At 30.7% G+C, this 18,402-nt stretch carries 17 protein-coding genes; 8 read left to right on the top strand and 9 right to left on the bottom strand.

Features of this window, described 5'->3' with window-relative positions; translation table 11 throughout:
* Positions 1–154: 154 nt before the first annotated feature.
* The 3 genes from CSPA_RS03870 to CSPA_RS03880 all read left to right on the top strand — a co-directional run bounded on the left by CSPA_RS03870 (position 155) and on the right by CSPA_RS03880 (position 2,112).
* A complete protein-coding gene (locus tag CSPA_RS03870) occupies positions 155–385 on the top strand; it encodes a hemolysin XhlA family protein (protein WP_015390895.1) in 231 nt (76 codons plus the stop codon).
* A 90-nt stretch (positions 386–475) separates the two neighbouring features.
* On the top strand, positions 476–886 hold the full coding sequence (locus tag CSPA_RS03875) for a hypothetical protein (RefSeq protein WP_015390896.1): 411 nt from the start codon (positions 476–478) through the stop codon (positions 884–886).
* Between the two features lie 191 nt (positions 887–1,077).
* A complete protein-coding gene (locus CSPA_RS03880; RefSeq protein WP_015390897.1) occupies positions 1,078–2,112 on the top strand; it encodes a GH25 family lysozyme in 1,035 nt (344 codons plus the stop codon).
* 130 nt (positions 2,113–2,242) lie between these two features.
* On the opposite strand, the gene argF is transcribed toward CSPA_RS03880, so the two are convergent.
* The 9 genes from argF to CSPA_RS03925 all read right to left on the bottom strand — a co-directional run bounded on the left by argF (position 2,243) and on the right by CSPA_RS03925 (position 12,157).
* Positions 2,243–3,163: an ornithine carbamoyltransferase gene (gene argF, locus CSPA_RS03885; protein WP_015390898.1), complete on the bottom strand. Its 921-nt coding sequence runs from the start codon at positions 3,161–3,163 to the stop codon at positions 2,243–2,245.
* Between the two features lie 22 nt (positions 3,164–3,185).
* Positions 3,186–4,370 (bottom strand): aspartate aminotransferase family protein, encoded by a 1,185-nt coding sequence (locus CSPA_RS03890; RefSeq protein WP_015390899.1) that lies wholly within the window; start codon positions 4,368–4,370, stop codon positions 3,186–3,188.
* Between the two features lie 184 nt (positions 4,371–4,554).
* Positions 4,555–5,409 (bottom strand): acetylglutamate kinase, encoded by an 855-nt coding sequence (argB, locus tag CSPA_RS03895; RefSeq protein ID WP_015390900.1) that lies wholly within the window; start codon positions 5,407–5,409, stop codon positions 4,555–4,557.
* A 115-nt stretch (positions 5,410–5,524) separates the two neighbouring features.
* Complete coding sequence (argJ, locus tag CSPA_RS03900) at positions 5,525–6,748, bottom strand: bifunctional glutamate N-acetyltransferase/amino-acid acetyltransferase ArgJ (RefSeq protein WP_015390901.1); 1,224 nt, start codon at positions 6,746–6,748, stop codon at positions 5,525–5,527.
* 35 nt (positions 6,749–6,783) lie between these two features.
* Positions 6,784–7,818, bottom strand: a complete 1,035-nt coding sequence (gene argC / locus CSPA_RS03905; protein WP_015390902.1) for an N-acetyl-gamma-glutamyl-phosphate reductase — start codon at positions 7,816–7,818, stop codon at positions 6,784–6,786.
* A 352-nt stretch (positions 7,819–8,170) separates the two neighbouring features.
* Entirely contained in the window at positions 8,171–9,565 is a 1,395-nt protein-coding gene (argH, locus tag CSPA_RS03910) for an argininosuccinate lyase (RefSeq protein WP_015390903.1), read from the bottom strand.
* Entirely contained in the window at positions 9,565–10,788 is a 1,224-nt protein-coding gene (locus tag CSPA_RS03915) for an argininosuccinate synthase (protein WP_015390904.1), read from the bottom strand. The genes argH and CSPA_RS03915 overlap by 1 nt, the downstream gene beginning before the upstream one ends.
* Positions 10,789–11,075: 287 nt before the next feature.
* On the bottom strand, positions 11,076–11,456 hold the full coding sequence (locus CSPA_RS03920) for a DUF4363 family protein (RefSeq protein WP_015390905.1): 381 nt from the start codon (positions 11,454–11,456) through the stop codon (positions 11,076–11,078).
* On the bottom strand, positions 11,453–12,157 hold the full coding sequence (locus CSPA_RS03925) for a DUF421 domain-containing protein (protein WP_015390906.1): 705 nt from the start codon (positions 12,155–12,157) through the stop codon (positions 11,453–11,455). The genes CSPA_RS03920 and CSPA_RS03925 overlap by 4 nt, the downstream gene beginning before the upstream one ends.
* Before the next feature lie 261 nt (positions 12,158–12,418).
* Here CSPA_RS03925 and CSPA_RS03930 point away from each other — a divergent pair, with 261 nt between their 5' ends.
* The 5 genes from CSPA_RS03930 (at position 12,419) to glpK (ending at position 17,909) form a co-directional block, all read left to right on the top strand.
* Positions 12,419–14,077 (top strand): nucleoside kinase, encoded by a 1,659-nt coding sequence (locus tag CSPA_RS03930; RefSeq protein ID WP_015390907.1) that lies wholly within the window; start codon positions 12,419–12,421, stop codon positions 14,075–14,077.
* Positions 14,078–14,445: 368 nt separating this feature from the next.
* A complete protein-coding gene (locus CSPA_RS29670) occupies positions 14,446–14,592 on the top strand; it encodes a hypothetical protein (protein WP_157228426.1) in 147 nt (48 codons plus the stop codon).
* A gap of 142 nt (positions 14,593–14,734) precedes the next feature.
* Positions 14,735–15,439 carry an MIP/aquaporin family protein gene (locus CSPA_RS03935; RefSeq protein ID WP_015390908.1) on the top strand — a complete coding sequence of 235 codons (705 nt, stop codon included), beginning with the start codon at positions 14,735–14,737 and terminating at the stop codon, positions 15,437–15,439.
* A gap of 210 nt (positions 15,440–15,649) precedes the next feature.
* On the top strand, positions 15,650–16,207 hold the full coding sequence (locus CSPA_RS03940) for a glycerol-3-phosphate responsive antiterminator (protein WP_017810819.1): 558 nt from the start codon (positions 15,650–15,652) through the stop codon (positions 16,205–16,207).
* A 202-nt stretch (positions 16,208–16,409) separates the two neighbouring features.
* A complete protein-coding gene (gene glpK, locus CSPA_RS03945) occupies positions 16,410–17,909 on the top strand; it encodes a glycerol kinase GlpK (RefSeq protein ID WP_015390910.1) in 1,500 nt (499 codons plus the stop codon).
* Positions 17,910–18,402: the final 493 nt, after the last annotated feature.

Below are 18,402 nucleotides of genomic sequence, written 5' to 3' on the forward strand. Positions count from 1 at the left end.
TAACTTCGAAGCAAAGTTTAATTAATATTAGATAATATAGTTATGGACATATAAAAAATACAAACAACAAACCAGCACAAATAAGTGCTTTTTTTATTGTCAATTTTTACTTACAAATTCACATTTTAAAACTCAAGGAAAGGAGGCTTTGCCTATGAATGAAGAATTAATGAAAGATAAATTAGAAACTCATGATACCCGTTTAAATAATCATGGTTGCCGAATTGATAAATTAGAACAGGATAGTGCTAGTTTCAAAATAGAAATAAAAAACTTATGTGATAATTTAAAAGCCCTAACGAGTGTGCTAAAAGGTCTTATTGGACTTGGAGCAACAACGTTTGTAGGCTTTTTTATTTATTCTATTGAAAAATTGATGAAATAAAAATATAGAAGCTTAAATGTTATCAGATAAAGAACTGTGATTATAGCATTTCTTTATCTGATTATAAAATTTAGAGAGGATGGATTTAAGATGATAAAAGCATTAATAGCAATTTTAATAAAGCTAGCAGAATCTAGGTTTGAAAAAGCAGGAGTGGAGACTTTAATTTTAAAGAATGAAAGTTACATCAAGGTTGCTAAGCAAATATGGTATATGATAGATGAGAATTTTAGAATTAGCACAATTGTAGAGGAGAAGTTGAAATCAAAGGTAGACTTGTTTAATGAAGCTATATTGAAAAAATTCCCGGAATTAAGTCAAGAAGATGTTGATAATTTAAGACAAGCTATAGCAGGAGAAATTAATCAAGGCAAGGAAGAGGTAATAAATAATTCAGAAATTATAAAACAACTAACTGAAGAAAACTCTAATTTAAAAGTACAAAATGAAAATCTTTTAAGTGAATTAAACAATGTTAAATCAGCGCTTCCAGTAGTTTAACTTAAAGAAAAATTTTCTTTGTAAACTCAAATTTCAGATAAACATATGTAAATACTTTTCATATTATATATTAAAATTATCAGTGCTCACTACTCAATGCTCAATTATAGCCCAAATTACAATGTAATTTTTGAAATTGGCAATAAATAAGTATTTTTACAACGTATATATTTAGAAAGGGGTGGATTATAATGAAAAATATAAAAGGAATAGATATATCTAATAACAATGGGGAAATAAATTTTAATAAAGTAGCAAATGACGGAGTTGAGTATGTTTATGTAAAAGCTACAGAAGGCACAACTTTTCAGGACTTAACTATGGAAGATTTTTATACTGAATGCAAAAATAATGGTTTGAAGGTTGGCGCATATCACTTCTTAGTTGGCACAAGCTCACCTGAAACACAGGCAGCTAATTTCTATAACAAAATAAAAGCTTATGAATGGGACTTGGTTCCTATGATGGATATAGAGACAAATTTTGAGGCTTTATCTGATTATGTTATTAGATTTATTACTACTTTTAATCAGCTTAGTCCTTTGAAATTAGGAATCTATAGCTATACAAGCTTTTTAGCTTATATAAGTGACATTAGTACTACAATTGAAAATATGCCTTTTTGGGAAGCTAATTATAATAATGATCCTTGGAATCTACCAGATAATTTTTTTGCCAATAGAATAGGGCATCAATATACTGAATTAGGTCTTATTAATGGGGTGGCTTCTAAATGTGATATAAATGTATTTACAGGGGCTGCATTAATTAGTGATCAAATAAATCCTGGTGTATGGTTAGAAGATGCACCTACTGGCAAGTGGTGGTATAAACATTCAGATGGAAGTTATACCAAGAGCGGCTGGGAAAAGATTAATGGTAAATGGTATGTATTTGATTCGGATGGATGGATGATTTATGATTGGAAGAAAGATGGAATCAACTGGTATTATATGGGCAACAGTGAGGATGGCGCTATGAAAACAGGTTGGGTACTTTTAGAAAATAAATGGTACTATTTCAATGAAAGTGGAGCTATGCAAACTGGCTGGCAAAAAATAGATGGTGAATGGTACTATTTAGATCACACTGGAGCTATGCAGACAGGCTGGATACATGATGATGGTAAAGATTATTTAATGTATTCCAATGGTATGATGGCTCATGATTGTGAACTTTATGGCTACAGCTTTTCAAGCAATGGTGTTGCAACTAAACTATCTTAGAAGACAGACTTAAAGAAAAAGCAAATTAAAATATCTAAGGAAAATTCTTAGCATATTTTAATTTGCTTTATTTTGGTTTATTTAAAGTAATATCCCTGGGGATAAAATAAGTTTGTACTATTTGTTATTATTATTTCATTAACTTAACAAGTACAGCTTTTTGTGCATGTAATCTATTTTCAGATTCATCAAAAATAGAATCTGCATGTTCCTCTAAAACCTCAGCTGTAATTTCTTCACCTCTATGGGCTGGTAGGCAATGGAGTACCATTACGTTACTATCGGCTACTTCTAATAATTCCTTATTAATTTGAAAGCCTTTAAAAGCTTTAGCTCTTTCTTCAACTTCCTTTTCATGCCCCATGCTAGCCCAAACATCTGTGATTAATACATCTGCATCTTTGGCAGCTTCTAGAGGAGAAGTAGTATTGGTAAAATTAACTCCTTCTTTTAAAGCAAGTTCCTTAGCCCTATTTAAATATGTTTCGGAGACTGTATAAGCTTCAGGAGAGGCAATTGAAAAATTCATTCCAATTTTTAAACAGCCAATCATTAAAGAGTTTGCCATGTTATTACCATCACCTATATAGGCAACCTTTAGACCTTCAAGAATGTTCTTATTTTCTCTTATCGTCATCAAATCAGCCAATACCTGACATGGATGTTCAGCATCAGTTAAACCATTGATGATTGGAATTGATGAATATTTCGCTAATTTTTCAGCTTTTTCATGGGAGAAAGTTCTTATCATTATACCTTGAATGAATCTTGAAAGCACTCGTGCAGTATCTTCAATAGGTTCGCCACGTCCAATTTGTAAATCTTTATCAGTTAAAAATAACGAATTTCCACCTAATTGATACATACCAACTTCAAAAGATACTCTAGTTCTAGTAGATGCTTTTTCGAATATCATTCCTAAGCTCTTTCCTTTTAAGTGAGGATGATCTATACCATGCTTTTGTTCATACTTTAATTGATCAGCTAAGTTTAGAATATCTAAAATTTCTTCTTTAGATAGATCATCTATTTTTAATAAATCTCTTTTCATATAAATGCCTCCGAACAATAAACTAACTTTCTAAGTTAGATAAAATTTCTAATATTATATCAATACCAGCTTTTAATTCTTTTTTAGTAATTACAAGTGGTGGAAGAAGTCTTACTGCATCTTTACCAGCTGTTAAAACTAAAAGACCTTTTTTTATAGCTTCTTTTTGAACTAATGCAGGTTCACATTTTACCTTTATTCCAATCATTAATCCAAAACCACGAACTGCTTCAATTTGAGGATTATTGGCTTCTTCTATAATTTCCTTTACATAAGCTCCTCTTTTAGCTATTTTTTCTAAATATTTTTCATTGCAAATTTCATCTAAGACAACTAAAGCACCAGCACAAGCTACAGGGTTTGCACCAAAAGTTGATCCGTGATCACCTGGTTTAAATACGTCTGCAACTTTAGTTGAACAAAGAATTCCACCAATAGGAAGCCCTGCTCCAAGTCCTTTAGCAACGGTAACTATGTCAGCTTCAACATTAAAATTATTATAACCAAACATTTTACCAGTTCTTCCTATACCACATTGAACTTCGTCAAAGATTACAAGAACGTCTTTTTCCTTGCAAATTTCAACTAATTCTTGAACAAAATCTTTATCTAAAGGAATAACGCCACCTTCTCCTTGAATAGCTTCAAGCATTATTGCACAAACATCGTCTGAAAGTTTAGTTTTAAAATCTTGGATATCATTTGCTTTCACATAATCAAAACCTTCAGTAAAAGGGAAGAAGTACTTATGAAACTTTTCCTGTCCAGTTGCTTTTAAGGTTGTGATAGTCCTACCATGGAAAGATTGAATTAAGGTAAGAACTTTACTTCTATTAGCACCATATTTATCATAACTATATTTTCTTGCTAATTTAATAGCCCCTTCATTAGCTTCAGCACCAGAGTTTGCAAAAAATACTTTGCTCATGTTAGCTTTATCTGTTAATTCTTGTGCAAGTTTAACACTTGGCTCTGTATAAAATATATTTGAGGCATGGGCGAGAGTTTTTAATTGTTTACTTGTAGTCTTAACCCATTTTTCATGACCATAGCCTAAGCTGCTAACACCGATTCCACTAGTGAAATCTAAATATTTATTGTTATTCGTATCATAAAGATAAACACCTTCGCCATGACTTATTACAGGCTCTAATCTTCCGTAACTATTTACAATATGTTCTTTTGCTTCATTAAAATTATATGACATAAAAACACCCCCGGTTATTCAGTTTATGCCCTTTAGGGTACCCTGTGGGCAGTTTGCAATTTACAGTTTGTAGTTGTAGGTCAGTTGTAAGTTCAGTAATGAGTTAACAGTTGAGAGTTTTTGGGAAATACTTAATTAAAAGTTAAGTATTGAATTTCTTTTGAATTACAACTATCAGCTCATTCTAGTAGATTATTGTTCCTATACCTTCTGGTGAGAATAATTCTAGAAGGAGAGAATGAGGTACACGGCCATCAAGAATAGTTGCTTTTTCGACACCCATTCTGATTGCTTCAACACAACAATCAATTTTAGGAATCATCCCACCTTTAATTACACCTTCTAGGCATAATTTAGGTATTTGGTGAAGTCTTAATGTGCTGATTAGAGAAGAAATATCTTTTGGATCTTTCATTACTCCTGGTACATCAGTAAGAAGTATTAATCTTTCAGCTTTCAAAGCAGATGCAATTTTTGCTGCACAAGTATCGGCATTTATATTGTAGGCCTTGTTATCAGTTTCTCCTAAAGCAACACTACCAACAACAGGTATATATCCTGAATTTATAGTGGTTTTTAGTATTTCTGTATTAACTTTGGTTATTTCACCAACATAACCTAAATCACTATCAGATTCCATTTTTTTAGCTTTTATAAGAGAGCCATCCATTCCACATAAACCAATAGCTTTCCCACCAAACTTTCCTATTAAAGAAACTAAATCTTTATTAACTTTTCCACCTAAGACCATTTGAACTACTTCAATAGTAGTATCATCAGTATATCTTAAGCCATTAATAAATTCACTTTTGTGATTTAATCTATTTAATAAATCAGAGATATCAGGTCCTCCACCGTGTACAACAACAGGTTGAATTCCAACACATTTCATTAATATGATGTCATTTATTACAGTTTCACGAAGTTCTTCGCTTATCATTGCATTTCCACCATATTTTACAACGATTGTTTTTCCATAGTATTGCTGAATATAAGGCAAAGCTTTAACTAATATCTCAGCTCTTTCAGTATGATCCAATTTAAATCCCCCAATCTTGGTTCAGTTAAGAGTTATAAGTTTCGAGTTATGAGTTTGGGAGAAATTCCGAAACAATTTCATCAATAAACTCATAACTGTTAAATCCTAACTGCCTCTAGCTTCTATAGTCTCCATTTATTTTTACGTATTCATAACTTAAATCACAACCCCAAACGTAAGCACTATGATTACCTAAAAATAAATTGACTTTTATAACAATTTCTTTTTCGTTTAAGACTTTTTTTGCTATGCCTTCATCAAAAGGTAGAGAACTTCCTGCTTCGCAAACCTTTATAGAACCAGCAGAGCTTTCAAAAGTAACATCTACTTTTTCTGTATCAAAATCAATGTCGGCATAGCCAAGTGCACATAAAATTCTTCCCCAATTTGCATCGCTTCCAAACATTGCTGTTTTAACCAAACTTGAGTTAATAACGCTTTTTCCTAAAACAACAGCATCCTTGTCACTTTTGGCACCTATTATTTGACATTCTAATAATTTTGTAGCACCTTCTCCATCTTTAGCAATATTTTTAGCCATAATTGTACTTAAGTCAGTAAGTGCATTTAAGAAGGCATCATAATTTTCATCCTTTTTAGTTATAGTTGGATTTTCAGCTGAACCATTAGCTAATATTAATACCATATCATTAGTACTTGTATCTCCATCAACGCTTACTCTATTGTAAGTCACATTAACAGTTGATTTTAAGGCTTCGTGCAATAATTCTGGAGAAATAGATAAATCAGTAGTAATGAAAGAAAGCATTGTTCCCATGTTTGGTTCAATCATTCCAGAACCCTTTGCCATTGCTCCAATTGTTATTTTTTTATCTCCAATATAAAATTCCAAAGCTAATTGTTTTTGGAAAGTATCAGTAGTCATAATAGCTTCTGATGCATCGTTAGAGCCTTCCATTGATAAATTTTCAGTAAGTAGTGGAATGCCATTTTTTATAGCATCTATATTTAATGGAACCCCAATTACCCCAGTAGACGCAACTAAAACATCATCAGTTTTTAATTTTAATTCTTTAGCTTGTAGTGAAGCCATTTTTTTTGCCTTTTGTAATCCATCATCGCCAGTACAAGTATTTGCATTACCACTATTTATTATTATTGCTTGTGCTTTTTTGTTAGTTAAATGCTCTTTTGTAATGTAAATCGGAGCACCTTTAACTTTATTTTTAGTGTACATTCCAGCAGCAGCAGCTGGTACTTCTGAATAAATTAAGGCCAAATCTTTTTTTAGACTACCTGGCTTTAAGCCACAATGTATTCCAGAAGCTAAGAATCCTTTAGGAGCAGTAACTCCACCATTTATATATTTTATATCCAAATTTATAACCCCCTTTAATCAGCTTGTATTTACAGTTAAAACGCTGGTGCAATTAGGTTTAAGCCATCTGTTTCTTCAAACCCAAGAATTATATTCATGTTTTGAATTGCTTGTCCGGCAGCTCCTTTAACCATGTTATCTATTGTACTTACAACAATTATTTGATCTTTTCTGTGATTTAAGTGCAGTGATATATGACAATCATTTGTTAATCGAACATTTTTTATTGAAGCGATTTCCCCAAGTGGTAAAACATTAACAAAAGGTTCGTCTTTATAAGCAGCTACATATAGTTTATGAATTTCTTCAAGATTAACAGTATCTTTAGTAGAGCAGTAGATGGTAGAAAGAATGCCCCTGTTAATTGGAAGTAAGTGAGGCGTAAAAGTCACATTTACTTTTTCCTTTGCCATAACAGATAAGGTTTCTTCAATTTCAGGAGTATGTCTATGAGCTCCAACTTTGTAAGGTGCAAAGGTTTCATTTTCCTCTGGGAAATGAGTATTTAAGGTTAAACCTCTTCCGGCACCAGTAGTTCCAGATTTAGAATCACAAATGATATTATCTAATTTTATTAAAGAATTTTTAAGTAGTGGCATTAATCCAAGTTCAATAGTTGTTGGATAGCAGCCAGGGTTAGCAATTAAAGAACATTCTTTAATTTTTGCTCTATTTAGTTCTGGAAGTCCATAAATACTGCTTGCATGAATTTCTGGTTGAGTGAATTTCTTGCCATACCATAACTCATATTCTTCTTCATTAGATAATCTAAAATCAGCACCCATATCAATGCAAATCTTATTGCTGTCAATTGCTTTTTTGGCAATATCTTCACTTAAGCCATGAGGTAAAGCAGTGAAAATTACATCAGATTTTTCTATAACATCTTCTGCAGTTTCACAAACTAAATTTGTTTTATTTAAAAAGTTTTTATATACATTACTAATCTCTTGTCCTTCAAAGGAAACTGAGCTTAAAGCAGCAATTTCAACTTTAGGATGAGATAATAATAATCTTAAAAGTTCGGCACCAACATATCCTGTGGCACCAATTATTCCGATCTTAGTCATATAGTTACCCCCCGTTTGTTCAGTTTACAGTTTATGCCCTTTAGGGTACCCTGTGGGCAATTTATAGTTCACAGTGAAATGCGTAATTTGCAGTTCAAGCGTGTAATGCATTGTTAGCTGTAGGTTTTCTGAATTTAATATTATTGCTTTTAAGTATTTGTGATTTTTTGCTTATTACTAATAATTACAGTTAACAGCTATGGAAGAAGCTATAGAAACAAGCATCTTTCCTTAACTGTTAACCGCTGAGTTTTTTACAATAAATAATTGATATCTGCTTATCAATAAATTATGATTAATCGTCAATTGTTATCTGTTCATCAATAAAATATAATTAATTAACAATTGATATTTAAGCATTGATCGTTGCTTTTGTTGTTTCAATAAAAGTTTCCAATGCTGTGATTTGCATCTTAACTGATTCTGTAGAAGGGCCACCGATAACTTTACGTTCTTCTACACAAGTTAATAGATCTATAGCATGATAAATATCTTCTTCAAAAATAGGAGAGAAGACCTTAAGTTCTTCGAGAGATAATTCTTCAATCATTTTATTTTCTTTTATGCAGGTTAGAACTATTTCTCCAACTACTTCATGTGCATTTCTGAATGCCATTCCTTTTTTAACTAGGTAATCAGCTACATCTGTAGCATTAGTAAAACCAAGACCTGCACCTTTTCTCATGTTTTCTTTTTTTACTTTCATAGTTTTAATCATTCCACAGAAAGTTTTAAGTGAAAGAGTAACAGTATCTATTCCATCGAAAAGAGCTTCTTTATCTTCTTGCATATCTTTATTATAAGCAAGAGGAATTCCTTTCATTACAGTAAGTAAAGTCATAAGGTCTCCATAAACTCTTCCAGTTTTACCTCTAACTAATTCAGCCACATCAGGATTTTTCTTTTGTGGCATAATGCTGCTTCCAGTACTGTAAGCATCATCAAGTTCTACAAAACTAAATTCGTTTGTGCACCAAAGAATAACTTCTTCTGAAAACCTTGATAAATGCATCATTATCATTGAAAGACACGAAAGTGTTTCAATAACGTAATCTCTATCAGATACAGAATCTAAACTGTTTAAGGTAACCTTTGAAAAACCAAGATCACGAGCTACAGCTTCTCTATCTATTGGATAAGTAGAAGTAGCTAAGGCTCCAGAGCCTAGAGGCATTTCATCAACACGTTTATAACAGTCGGATAATCTTCCTATATCTCTTTTAAACATTTCAGCATAAGCCAAAAGATGATGTGCAAAAGTAATTGGTTGAGCTTTTTGCATATGAGTATATCCAGGCATTATTGTATCTATGTTTTCTTTAGCTTTTTCTAGAAGAACTTCTTCTAAAGCTAATATATCCTCGTTTATTCCTATAATTGCTTTCTTTAAATGTAGTCTTAAGTCTAAGGTAACTTGGTCATTTCTGCTTCTTCCAGTGTGAAGCATTTTTCCATATTCGCCAATATAATAGGTTAAAGTACCTTCAATAAAACTATGAATATCTTCAGAAGTTTCATCAACTTCAATAACTCCATTTTCCATTCTCTTTAGTATTTCAAGAAGGCCAGAAGTAATTCTATCACTAGCCTCCTTGGAAATTATGTTTTGGTTTCCAAGCATTGATGCATGAGCGAGACTTCCTTCGATATCTTCTTTATACATTCTTGAATCAACATTAATAGAAGAATTGAAATCATTAACTAATTTATCTGTACCTTTTTTAAACCGTCCGCCCCAAAGCTTCATTATATCTCCTCTTTCTTTATTTTTTCTTTCATTTTAGCATTTACCACTGTTGGTAGACCAAATAGATTTATGAATCCAGCTGAATCTTTTTGATCATATACGCCATCTTCTCCAAAAGTTGCATATTCTTCGCTATATAATGAGTAAGGAGAAGTCATACCAGCATTTACAAGATTTCCTTTATATAATTTTAATTTGATTTCTCCTGTAACTGTTTCTTGAGTCTTTTTAACAAATTCATATAATGCTTCTCTAAGTGGAGTAAACCATTGGCCATTATAAACTAAATCAGCAAATTTTAATGCTATTTGTTCTTTATAATGAGCTGTTTCTTTATCTAAGCAAAGTTCTTCTAAATCTTTATGAGCCTTGTAAAGAATAGTTCCACCTGGAGTTTCGTATACTCCTCTTGATTTCATACCAACAAGTCTGTTTTCTACCATGTCAGTAATACCAATAGCGTTTTCTCCGCCTATTTTATTTAATTCATCTAATAATTCAACGCTGTTCATCTTTTTGCCATTTAAAGCAACTGCAATACCTTTTTCAAAAGTTAATGTAATGTAAGTAGCTTCATTTGGTGCAGCTTCTAAAGTCTTACAAAGTTCTAAAATCTTATCATATTGAGGCTCATTTTCAGGAAATTCTAAATCTAAACCTTCATGACTTAAATGCCAGATGTTTTTATCTTTGCTGTAGTTTGTTTCACGATTGATTTTTAATGGAATATTTTTTGCTTCTGCATAATCTATTTCATCTTCTCTTGATTTGATGTCCCAAATTCTCCATGGAGCAATTATTGCCATTTCAGGTGCAAAAGCTTTAACAGCCATTTCAAATCTTACTTGGTCATTTCCTTTACCAGTACATCCGTGACAAATTGCATCTGCGCCTTCTTTTTTAGCTATTTCAACTAATCTTTTTCCGATCAATGGTCTTGCAAAGGATGTACCAAGAAGATATTTACCTTCGTAGATAGCACCAGCTTGAATAGTAGGGAAGATATAATCATCAACAAATTCTTGAGTTAAATCTTCTATATATAATTTTGATGCTCCTGTTTTTATTGCTTTTTCTTCTAAACCATCTAGTTCATCTTTTTGACCAACATTACCACATACAGCAATTACTTCACATCCGTAATTCTCCTTAAGCCATGGAATAATGATTGATGTATCTAAACCTCCTGAATATGCTAATACTACTTTGTTATACTTTGCCATTTAATAGCCCTCCTCAATGATAAAATGTATTTAATTCATTCATATACTTAATAATGGAAGATATATAAAAGAAATTTCTAACTTGTCTCTGTTTATAATTATACAATTGTAATGAATAATAATCAAGGGGGAAATATAATATTATTCATGAAATTTTAAATAATATACAGAAAAAGAATAGAAAAGATGCATAAAACTATGATTTTATGCATGAAAAAATATTGTGTATAACTATGCAAGTGGCATGCATAATTATATAAAAAGGACGAGCAAAGTGAATTGTTAATTTAAAGAATATTTTCCAGACTTGGTATTTGCAATTTCTTTAGATGCTCTGTATTGTGTTTGAGTAAATGTAAAGAGGCGTGAGCCTCAATTTCATCGCCATGAACTAGGTATGTAGATAATTTTACTGCTTCATTTAATAAATTATCGAACTCTTGATGGCTAAGATAAATAGATGTTAATAGATTTTTTTCTCCGATTAGATTTAATAATTGAAGAGATTTATCATAGGCTTCTTCATATTCTCCAGCTGTAATTTCTAATTCTATATTTTCAGTTTCAAGTTTTATATCATCACATAAAGCAAGAATGGAGCTATTTAAAATGTATACACAAAACATGGTGAATATAAATATAAGTATTGACAATAATGCATTCCTCATTTCATATACTCCTTTTCATATTTATCAAAAAGCTGATATTTGAATTTACCTTCAGTATCATATAAGGCTATAAGAACATGTTTTATTGATGAAATATTATGTTTTTCAAGTAAATTTAGTATCCATTTTTCATCTTTATCCATACAAGTTAAGGAGTTTTTATTTATTTTGCCATCGGAAATTAATACTTTAGGCAATTTAGCTTCAGTATTTTTTGAAGTATTTTCAGAGTTTGAAATTGTTTTTTTAGTAGAATTATAATTCATCGGTAGTATAGATATCTGACCATCATTTTCTAAAATTGCATATTGAATTTCATCAAGATTAAAGTAATTTGCAAGACGTAACTCTTCTAATAATTCATCAATATTTAATTGCTGCTTTTTTAGGGTTGAATAATTTATTTTGCCTTTATTGATTAATATGCAGGGTTCGCCATCTACAAATTTTCTAGTGGATTGAAATTTTAATACAATTTGAGTTAATATTGTTTTTAAAAATAATAAAGTTATTATTGGAATAATTCCTAATAGCAAAGGAAGCCTTGTATCCTGCATTGGTAAGGAGGCTAAATCAGAAATCATAATAGTTATTACAAATTCATAGGGTTGGAGTTCGCCGATTTGCCTTTTTCCCATTAATCTCATTGTAAGAACAACTAATAGATATAAAATTGCAGTTCTAATTGATATTACAAACATAAAAAAAACACCTCTTCAAATAATATCTACAAAAATAAAATTAATATTCATTTGTATTTGCTGTTTTATTCTGTATTCAAAAAATTCGTTTATCTTTTGTAGAAAAAATGTATATAATATAATTGGAGTATTTTATTAAATTTGAAGAAATTAAATTAATTGAGTATATATTTAGAAATAATGGGTGATTCGGTAAATACTCTTAGGGAAGGTTGATTTCAGAGGATTACTTAATATTATTGGAAGGAAAGGGCAATTTATATGGACAATAAAAATGGGTTGAATTTTAAAGATTATACTATCAAGGCTGAAAAAGGATTAACATTTTATGAATTGATAATTAGTAATTGTAAAGATAGAATTGATGAAGTTGCAATATGCAAATTAAATGGTAAGTATCATGAATTAACTGAAATAATAGAGGACGATGGAGAAGTTGAACTTATTGGATTTGATACAGAACTCGGGATTAAAATTTATACGAGAACCTTACAATTTATCTTTATAAAAGCAGCTTTGGATTTATTTCCAGATTCAAAGATAACAATACAACATTCTATAAGTGGTGCAGTATATGGGGAAGTAAATAAAGAGGCACCTTTAAGTAAGGGTGATATTGATAAAATCAAAGTAAAAATGCAAGAGCTTATAAGCAGAAATGTACCGATAAAGAGTATTAGGACCTCAAAAGAAGAGGCTATTAAAATATTTGAAAAATATAACATGTATGATAAAGTTAAGCTTCTAAAATATTACGATATAAAATATGTTCATTTATATGAACTTGAAGGAAGATATGATTATTTTTATGGACATATGGGGTATTCTACAAGTATAATTAAACTTTTTGATGTATTTAAATATGAATCAGGCTTTATATTGCAAAGGCCAAAGAGAAGAAATTTAAGTGAACTTGCTGAATTTGTAGAACAAAAAAGTCTTACTAAAATTTTTATTGAAACTGAGAGATGGCTTAATATACTTGGAATTGAAGATGTAGGAAGTTTAAATGAAAGAATACTTAATAATGAATTAATAAATATAATTATGGTTTCAGAGGGACTTCATGAAAAGAAAATTGCAAATATTGCAGATGAAATTTTAAATAGAAAAGATGTAAAGATTATTCTTATAGCAGGTCCATCCTCTTCGGGTAAAACTACTTTTGCCAATAGATTGAGTGTACAACTTAGGGTTAATGGATTAATTCCTATGCCATTATCTTTAGATAATTATTTTGTAAATCGTGTCGATACTCCTAAGGATGAAAATGGCGAATATGATTTCGAAACAATTGATGCATTGGATTTGAAATTATTAAACGAGAATTTAGAAGCCTTAATGAGTGGAGAAGAAGTGGAACTTCCGATTTATAATTTTAAAAAAGGAGAAAAGGAATGGAATGGTTATAAAGTTAAGCTACCTAAAAATGGAGTTTTGCTTTTAGAAGGGATTCATGGTTTGAATCCAAAATTGATTTCTAATAAACTAAATAGCAATGTGTTTAAAATATATATATCAGCATTAACTCAATTAAATATTGATAATCACAATAGAATTTCTACAACAGATGTTAGAAAAGTAAGAAGAATTGTAAGAGATTCCTTATCAAGGGGCTATGATGCAGAATCAACTTTAAAAATGTGGGATTCAATTAAAAGAGGGGAAAGAAAAAATATATTTGTTTATCAAGAAGAAGCAGATGTTGCATTTAATTCAACTTTAGTTTATGAACTTGGAGTGTTGAAACCATATGCTTTAAAGGAACTAAATAAAATAACAGAAGAAAGTCCAGTATATTCTGAAGCAATAAGATTAAAAGCGTTTTTGAGTTTCTTTAATGAAATTGATATAGAGGAAGTGCCTAAAAATTCTTTGTTAAGAGAATTTATTGGAGGATCTATTTTCTATGAATATTAAGAAATATGAACTTGTTATGTAATTAACAATTAATAGTTAAATAAGCAAGAATAAAAAATGATTTTTTTGATTTATTGTATATTTGAAAAGAGTTTAGGGGGATACGAATTGGTACTAATTAAATTTAAATCGTTATATAATTAACTAAACTTGACACTTAAAAATAAATATGTGATACTAAAATTGTTAAGAAAACAATTACATTTGGAAGCTGACGCAAATCAAAATAAATGTAGGCTATAGAGAATGAGAGAATACAGCCACATAAAACTAAATTTACTTAGAACTAAGTAAATTAACTTATATTTTAAGGTATATTTAAATGTATATTTTATTAAAGTATGAGTATGTTTTATGTGGCTATTGTTGTGGAAAAAATTAAGGAATACACTGATAGTTTTGCCTTAGTTTCTACAAATAAAAAAGCATTTATATTGATAATTAAAGAGTATTTTGTTTTCTTTAAATATGGTAAGGAGGCGGGGAGGTACAAGTTAAGCAAAAAAGTTCTTTAAGAAAGGGTAAAGTGGATTGGGGCACAGTAATTTTAGAGAAAGTCAGATATATGAATAAATTATAAAATGGCTTAATCGAATGCTTGAAAATAATTAATACAAAAAATAATAATACTGTGTAGTTCGAAAGGGGAAAAATAATATGACAATTTTTTTAGCAGAATTAGTAGGTACATTATTACTTATCTTGTTGGGAGATGGCGTTGTTGCAAATGTGGTATTAAAGAATTCAAAAGGATACGGCTCAGGATGGATGGTAATAACAACAGGATGGGCATTTGCAGTAGCAGTTCCAGCATTAATTTTTGGAAGTTATAGTGGAGCTCATTTTAATCCAGCGCTTACAATTGCACTTGCTACAATAGGAAAAGTGGCTTGGGCTCAAGTTCCTATCTATTTAGCAGGACAATTTGTTGGGGGCTTTTTAGGAGCTGTGCTAGTATTTATTTTTAATTATGATCATTTTAAATGTACTGATAGTCAAGGCGATAAACTTGCCGTATTTTGTACTGGACCAGCTATAAGAAATACAGGAATTAATTTTATATGTGAAGTTATAGGAACATTTGTATTAGTATTTGGGATTTTAGGAATTGGTGCACAAAACTTAACTAATGGAATAGGAACATTGTTTGTAGGGTTCCTTATTTGGGCAATTGGTTTAAGTTTAGGAGGAACAACAGGATATGCAATAAATCCAGCTAGAGATTTAGCACCAAGAATTGCACATGCAGTATTACCTATACCAGGAAAAGGAGATTCAGACTGGGGATATTCATGGATTCCAGTAATTGCTCCAATAATAGGTGCTGTTTTAGGTGCAGTATGTTATACAATGATTATGTAATTTATAAAGCACATAGTTTTAATAATTAAGTAAAAGATAAATGTATGATAAAAGCTCTATATTTTAGAAAAAATATTCTAAATGTTATATCTTGATAGATAAAAAAATTAAGTGTTTACTAGATTTTATAATATTTAGGAGTTAAGTTTGACACTAGATAATAATTATGTAATACTAAAATGTAAAGAAAACAATTACATAGGAGTACGTATGAATATTAAAGACTTGTTAGAAAAAAATCCAGTTATAGCAGCAGTAAAAAATGAAGAACAATTAGAATTAGCAGTAAATTCAGAGGCTGAAATTATATTTGTTTTATTTGGAGATGTAATGAATGTGAAAGAGATAAGTAATGTTATAGCATCTAAGAATAAAATAGGAATAATTCATATAGATTTGGTTGAAGGATTTACGAATAAAGAAGTAGTAATAAGATATATAAAAGAAGAAACAAAATTTAGTGGAATAATTAGCACAAAACCACAAGTGGTAAAACTTGCTAAGAAGTACAATTTATTAGGTGTTCAAAGAGTGTTTGTATTTGATACGCTCTCACTAAATAATGTTAAAAATCATATGATTTCTGAATGTGATGCAGTAGAAGTATTACCTGGAATAATTCCTAAAGTACTTGGTATTATTGCAGATCATTGTAATAAGCCAGTTGTAGCTGGAGGATTAATTGAAACTAAAGAAGAGGTAATACAAGCTTTAAATTCAGGAGCTACCTGTGTATCTACAACTAAAAAGGAAATTTGGGAAATGTAGGCTATAGAGAATTAGAGAATAGAGCCACATAAAACTAAATTTATTTAGAAAACAGTTTGTTTAACTAAGTGAATTTTAAATTTGTACATGGTAATGGATGAAAAATATACTATTGCTATTGTATGAGTGAAGGTTTTATGTGGCTATAATTTTGGAAATTTATAATTTGAAAAATATATTAAGTAGAAAGAAGGGCATTTTAATGAAAAAATATGTTATAGCACTAGATCAAGGAACTACAAGTTCAAGAGCAATAGTTTTTGATAAAGATCAAAATATATTAGGGGTAAGTCAAAAGGAATTCACTCAAATTTATCCTAAACAAGGCTGGGTAGAACACAATCCGTTAGAAATATGGGCAAGCCAATATGGTGTATTGCAAGAAGTTATGGCTAAAACAAGTGTTAATCAAGATGAAATAGCAGCAATAGGAATTACAAATCAAAGAGAAACAACAATAGTTTGGGATAGAAATACTGGGGAACCTGTATATAATGCAATAGTATGGCAATGTAGAAGAACTGCTGCTATAGTAGAAGAACTTAAAAAGGATGAAGAATTCAATACTTATGTAAAAGAAAATACAGGATTATTATTAGATGCATATTTTTCAGGAACTAAGATTAAATGGATTTTAGACAATGTTGAAGGCGCTAGAGAAAGAGCTGAAAAAGGTGAATTATTATTTGGTACAGTTGATACTTGGCTTGTTTGGAAGCTTACAAATGGTAAAGTTCATGTAACTGACTATACAAATGCATCTAGAACAATGCTTTATAATATAAAAGAATTAAAATGGGACGAAAAAATATTAGAAAAGCTTAATATTCCAAAATCAATGTTACCAGAAGTTAAGAATTCTTCAGAAGTTTATGGATATACAAATCTTGGTGGAACAGGTGGAGTTAGAGTTCCTATAGCTGGTATGGCAGGAGATCAACAATGTGCTCTATTTGGACAAACTTGTTTTGAAGAAGGAAGCGTTAAAAATACCTATGGAACAGGTTGCTTCTTACTTATGAATACAGGAGAAAAGATGATCCAAAGTAAAAATGGATTAGTAACTACTATTGCAATTGGTTTAGATGGAAAGGTTCAATATGCGTTAGAAGGTTCAGTATTTGTTGGGGGAGCTGTTATCCAATGGATTAGAGATGAACTTAGATTAGTTAACGATGCAGCAGATACAGAATACTTTGCTCAAAAAGTAGAAGATAATGGTGGAGTATATGTTGTTCCAGCCTTTACTGGACTTGGTGCTCCATATTGGGATATGTATGCAAGAGGCGCTATTTTAGGATTAACAAGAGGAGCTAATAGAAATCATATAATTAGAGCAGCTCTTGAATCTATTGCATATCAATCAAGAGATCTTATAGATGCAATGCAGGAAGATTCAGGATGTAAGCTTACAAGACTTAAAGTTGATGGAGGCGCTAGTAGAAATAATTTATTAATGCAATTCCAAGCAGATATTACAGGGGCAGAAGTTGTAAGACCTATAATAACTGAAACAACAGCTCTTGGTGCAGCATATTTAGCAGGTCTTGCAGTAGGTTTCTGGGAATCAAAAGAAGAGATTGCTGAAAAATGGGCAGTAAGCCAAGCTTATACTCCAAATTTAGAAGAAGAGAAAAAAGAAAAGTTATATAAAGGCTGGAAGAAGGCTGTTAAGAGAGCTGAAGGCTGGGAAGAAGAGTAAGTCAGTTAACAGTGCACAATTTACAGTTTACAGTTGGTGGGGGGAATCCTTGCGGATTCCTTACTCATTCTTTGATTTATGAAGTAAATTGCGCAGCTGGTAAACATAGAACTGTTTAGTAAACTTTTGTTGAAAATTGTTTATTTAAGTCCAGAAAAGTTTATTAGGACTGGACAGGTATACAATTACATGATATAATTTGAATGTAAATTGAATATAAATGCTTAGAGAATTTAGAGTCAAGCATAAAAACATCGGTGATTTTTTCGCCCGTTTTTAGCTTGGCTTTTTTTAATGCCAAGAAAAAGTAAAATATAAATTTAAAGACATTCCGCAGGAAAAGTAAATGTCCAAAAAGTAAGTATCCAAAAAGTAAGTGTCCAAATTTTATATTTGGTTACACGAACTTTCTCCTTGGAGCTTTTACATTTGGAAACATGAACTTTCTCCTTGGAGTGTCATCCAAAACTGTTAACTGTAAATTGCCCACAGG

Source organism: Clostridium saccharoperbutylacetonicum N1-4(HMT) (assembly GCF_000340885.1).
Classification (GTDB): domain Bacteria; phylum Bacillota; class Clostridia; order Clostridiales; family Clostridiaceae; genus Clostridium; species Clostridium saccharoperbutylacetonicum.

Coding starts and splice junctions, on each gene's coding strand:
- CSPA_RS03890 (WP_015390899.1), bottom strand. CDS start 4,370: ATGTCATATAATTTTAATGAAGCAAAAGAACATATTGTAAATAGTTAC.
- argF (WP_015390898.1), bottom strand. CDS start 3,163: ATGAAAAGAGATTTATTAAAAATAGATGATCTATCTAAAGAAGAAATT.
- CSPA_RS03880 (WP_015390897.1), top strand. CDS start 1,078: ATGAAAAATATAAAAGGAATAGATATATCTAATAACAATGGGGAAATA.
- argC (WP_015390902.1), bottom strand. CDS start 7,818: ATGACTAAGATCGGAATAATTGGTGCCACAGGATATGTTGGTGCCGAA.
- CSPA_RS03930 (WP_015390907.1), top strand. CDS start 12,419: ATGGACAATAAAAATGGGTTGAATTTTAAAGATTATACTATCAAGGCT.
- CSPA_RS03935 (WP_015390908.1), top strand. CDS start 14,735: ATGACAATTTTTTTAGCAGAATTAGTAGGTACATTATTACTTATCTTG.
- CSPA_RS03915 (WP_015390904.1), bottom strand. CDS start 10,788: ATGGCAAAGTATAACAAAGTAGTATTAGCATATTCAGGAGGTTTAGAT.
- glpK (WP_015390910.1), top strand. CDS start 16,410: ATGAAAAAATATGTTATAGCACTAGATCAAGGAACTACAAGTTCAAGA.
- CSPA_RS03920 (WP_015390905.1), bottom strand. CDS start 11,456: ATGAGGAATGCATTATTGTCAATACTTATATTTATATTCACCATGTTT.
- CSPA_RS03925 (WP_015390906.1), bottom strand. CDS start 12,157: ATGTTTGTAATATCAATTAGAACTGCAATTTTATATCTATTAGTTGTT.
- CSPA_RS03940 (WP_017810819.1), top strand. CDS start 15,650: ATGAATATTAAAGACTTGTTAGAAAAAAATCCAGTTATAGCAGCAGTA.
- argH (WP_015390903.1), bottom strand. CDS start 9,565: ATGAAGCTTTGGGGCGGACGGTTTAAAAAAGGTACAGATAAATTAGTT.
- CSPA_RS03875 (WP_015390896.1), top strand. CDS start 476: ATGATAAAAGCATTAATAGCAATTTTAATAAAGCTAGCAGAATCTAGG.
- CSPA_RS03870 (WP_015390895.1), top strand. CDS start 155: ATGAATGAAGAATTAATGAAAGATAAATTAGAAACTCATGATACCCGT.